This window comes from Hydrogenophaga electricum (assembly GCF_030160815.1).
Classification (GTDB): Bacteria; Pseudomonadota; Gammaproteobacteria; order Burkholderiales; family Burkholderiaceae_C; genus Hydrogenophaga; species Hydrogenophaga electricum.
Window position 1 is genome coordinate 1 of sequence record NZ_BSPB01000044.1, and the last position, 3,658, is coordinate 3,658.

Below are 3,658 nucleotides of genomic sequence, written 5' to 3' on the forward strand. Positions count from 1 at the left end.
GACGCGCGGCTGACGCACGCGCCACTGCCGCCCGAAGGCGTGTGGCCGAGCCCGGCCGACGCGCGCCACTGGCCGTTCCACGGGCGCGGCATCGAGGCCGAAATCGCCCTGCGGCTGGGCACCGATGTCGATGCCGCCATGGCCCAGCGGCTCCAGCCCGCGCAGGCGCCGGACCTGCTGGACGCGATGGCGGTGGCGGTCGAGATCGTCGATACGCGCTGGGCGCAGGGCCTGGCTGCGCCGGCCTGGCACAAGCTGGCCGACCTGCAGTCGCACGGCGCGCTGGTGCTCGGCGCCTGGCAGCCGCTGCGGGCGGTGGACTGGGCGCGCCAGCGCGTCGAGGTGCAGATCGGGGACCGGGTGCAGCACTTCACCGGCACCCACTCGCTGGGCGATCCGGCCTGGCTGTTGCCGCAGTGGCTGCGCCATGCCACGCGCGATGGCGCGGTGCTGCCGGCGGGCACGGTGGTCACCACCGGCACCTGGTGCGGCCTGCCGCAGGCGCAGCCCGGTGACGCCGTGCGTGTGGCCTTCGACGGCCTGGGCGAGGTGCGGGTGCGGTTCTAGGCATCGGCTTCAGGGCCTACCGCTATGGCCGGGCCCACCACCGGCGCAGCCCTTCCCAGAGCAGCAGGCTCAGGGCGGCGCAGAGCACGAAGGTCCACAGCGTGTGGCTGGGGTAGTGCGCACCGCGCAGGGTCTGCACGGCGCCGGTCAGCAGGCCCAGCGCGATCACGGCCACGAACCAGCGGGTGCCGGTGCCACGGGCGCGCTCCGCGCCGGCGGGCGGTCGCCACCGGGGCAGCACCAGGGGCAGGAAGGCAAAAGCGCTGGCCGCGTGGCCGCTGGGAAAGCAGCGGCCGGGTCCGCCATCGCTCAGGCCCCAGCGCCAGTGCGAGAGGTGGGCAGCGGTGCCGCCGAAGACCTGCAGGTCCCAGGGGCAACTGGTGCGGCTTCCGGCCTTGACCAGGTTGACCGCGATCAGGCTGGCGAGCACCAGCAGGGGCAGCGCCAGCCGTTCGCGCCGGGGCAGCGCGCCAGGCCGCCGCTGGGGCCACAGGGCCCACAGCCAGAGGCCGGCGTAGGCGATCAGCAGCACCTGGCGCAGGCCGTCGTGCAGCACGGCCGAGAGCCACCAGTCGGCGCGGCCGGCAAAGCCCTGGGGGTCGCCGATGCGCTGCATCACCCACAGATCGCCCGGGCTGGCGTCCCAGGCCAGGCCGGCCAGCACCACCAGCAGCCAGCCCGCCCCCAGGTGGCGCAGGGGCAGGGCTGGGGGGGAGGAAGGGATCGGGGCAGGCATGGGGTGGGGACTGTGGCCGGCGTGTCTTAAGTCGGGATTAATCCGCGCGCGCAAAATGCGAAAATTCACGGTTTCCCGGATCGGCATCCGCGTCAGCGCGGGGTCCCGCCAACATGAATCAACCCCCATCCCCCGTGGCCGAACCGCTTCTGGTGTCGGTGCTCATCCCGGCCAAGGACGAGGCCGGCAACATCGGCGCCCTGGCCGATGAAATCGCCGATGCGCTGCAGCCGGCCTGCCCCTTCGAAGTGGTGCTGGTCGACGACGGCAGCAGCGACGACACCGGCCAGGTCTTCCTGGCGCGCTGCCAGGCGCGCGGCGTGCCGGCCCAGCTCATCCGCCACCAGCGCAGCTGCGGCCAGAGCACGGCGCTGTGGACCGCGTCGCGCCACGCCCGCGGGCGCTATGTGGTGACCATCGACGGCGACGGCCAGAACGATCCGGCCGACATCCCGGCCCTGGTGCGCCAGGCGCAGGCGCTGGAAGCCGACGGCGCGCATTTCTGCATCGCGGGCTTTCGCCACCGGCGCAAGGACACCGAGTGGAAGAAGCTGCAGTCGAAGATTGCCAACAAGGTGCGCCGGCAGATCCTGGACGACGGCGTGCCCGACACGGGCTGCGGCCTCAAGCTGATTCCGCGCCAGACCTGGCTGCTGCTGCCGTACTTCGACCACATGCACCGCTACATCCCGGCGCTGGTGCGGCGCCTGGGCGGGCGCATCGCGGTGGTGCCGGTCAACCACCGCCACCGCACGGCCGGGGTGTCCAAATACACGGCCTGGAACCGGGTCTGGGTCGGCATCGTCGACATGGTCGGCGTGCGCTGGCTGATCCAGCGCAGCAAGCTGCCGGTGCTGGAACGGGTGGAAAGCACCGCCCCATGAAGTCGGACGCCAAGCTGTTCGTCAAGCCGCTGGTCTTGACGGCGGTGCTGACGCTGGCGTTTGTGGCCCTGCATTTCGGCTGGTGGGGCGAAGTCACCGAAGAAGACCTGCTGCGCGGCCTGTTCCAGCAGCACTGGAGCGTTGCCTGGCCGGTGTTCGCGCTGGGCGCCATCGTCTACACCGCCGTGGGCGGGCCGCGCCAGGTGCTCTCGTTCAGTTGCGGCTACCTGCTGGGTGGCTGGTGGGGCGGGCTGCTGGCCACGCTGCTCACCGGCCTGGGCGCGTTGCTGACGATGGCCGTGGTGCGCCACGCCGGCATGGACTGGGTGCGCCAGCGCCACGGGGGCCGCATCGACCTCATCCGCCAGGTGCTGGCGCAGGACACCTGGCTGTGGATCTGTGTCATCCGCCTGATGCCGGTCGGCTCCAACCTGGTGACCAACGTCGCCGCCGCGCTGGCCGGCCTGAGCCCGCGCGCGGTGTTCCTGGGCAGCCTGCCGGGATACCTGCCCCAGTCGCTGCTGTTCGCCTACGCCGGGCGCGGGGTGGCGCTGCAGGACCACTCCAAGCTCTGGATCAGCCTGGCGCTGCTGGTCGGCTCCAGCGTGGTGGCGTGGTATCTCTACCATCACGGTTTCAAACAACGCCTGGCCCGGTTCAAGGGATCGCTGGATGACTGAACAACGTGTGCCCCCGGTCCGCTCCGCCTGGCTGCTCTGGCTGCTGGTGGCCGTGGTGCTGCTGGCCGGCATCGGCCTGCGCGCGCCCTGGCCGGCCGACGAACCGCGTTTCGCGCAGATCGCGCGCGAGATGGTGGAGTCGGGCCAGTGGCTGTTCCCGCTGCGCGGGGGTGAACCTTATCCGGACAAGCCGCCAGTGTTCATCTGGCTGGTGGCGACCTTCTACGCGCTCACCGGCCACCTCAAGATCGCGTTCCTGCTGCCCAGCGCCCTGGCGGCGGCCGGCACGCTGTGGCTGGTGCAGGACATCGGGCGCCGCCTCTGGGGCGGTGAGGTTGGCCGCTGGGCCTTGCTGATCCTGCTGTTCACGCCGCAGTTCCTGCTGCAGGCCAAGACGGCGCAGATCGATGCACTGGCGTGCTTCTGGATCACGCTGGGCTGCTACGGCCTGCTGCGCCATTTCGTGCTCGGCCCGGCCTGGGGCTGGTACGCCGCAGCCTGGGTGGCGATGGCGCTGGGCATCATGACCAAGGGCGTGGGTTTTCTGCCCTTGCTGATGCTGATCCCGCTGGCGCTGTGGGCCGGCCAGGCGCGGCAGGCCTTGGGCGGGCCGGTGGCCGCCGCTGCCGCTGGCGCGCCCCGGTTCTGGGGCCTGCGGGCCTGGGTCGGGCCGCTGTGCCTGCTGGCCACCCTGGCGCTGTGGCTGGGGCCCATGCTGTGGGCGGTACAGGCCTCGGGCAGCGCCGAGCTGGCGGCCTACCGCGACAACATCCTGCTGCGCCAGACGGCCG

The 3,658-nt window shown here is 72.0% G+C and carries 5 protein-coding genes; 4 read left to right on the forward strand and 1 reads right to left on the reverse strand.

All coding sequences use genetic code 11. From position 1 onward, the window contains the following. Positions 1-567: fumarylacetoacetate hydrolase family protein (locus QQK43_RS18120; protein WP_284308884.1), on the forward strand; the 567-nt coding region annotated here is incomplete at its 5' end. 22 nt (positions 568-589) lie between these two features. Here the strand turns inward: QQK43_RS18120 and QQK43_RS18125 are convergent. Then, entirely contained in the window at positions 590-1,303 is a 714-nt protein-coding gene (locus tag QQK43_RS18125; protein ID WP_284308885.1) for a phosphatase PAP2 family protein, read from the reverse strand. 134 nt (positions 1,304-1,437) lie between these two features. Between QQK43_RS18125 and QQK43_RS18130 the strand changes: the two genes are divergently transcribed. The 3 genes from QQK43_RS18130 to QQK43_RS18140 all read left to right on the forward strand — a co-directional run. Beyond that, positions 1,438-2,187, forward strand: coding sequence for a glycosyltransferase family 2 protein (locus QQK43_RS18130; RefSeq protein WP_284308886.1), 750 nt, complete (start codon positions 1,438-1,440; stop codon positions 2,185-2,187). Further along, on the forward strand, positions 2,184-2,867 hold the full coding sequence (locus tag QQK43_RS18135) for a TVP38/TMEM64 family protein (protein ID WP_284308887.1): 684 nt from the start codon (positions 2,184-2,186) through the stop codon (positions 2,865-2,867). Before QQK43_RS18130 ends, QQK43_RS18135 begins: the two co-directional genes overlap by 4 nt. Further along, on the forward strand, positions 2,860-3,658 hold a 799-nt coding region (locus QQK43_RS18140; protein ID WP_284308888.1), incomplete at its 3' end, for an ArnT family glycosyltransferase. The genes QQK43_RS18135 and QQK43_RS18140, both read left to right, overlap by 8 nt.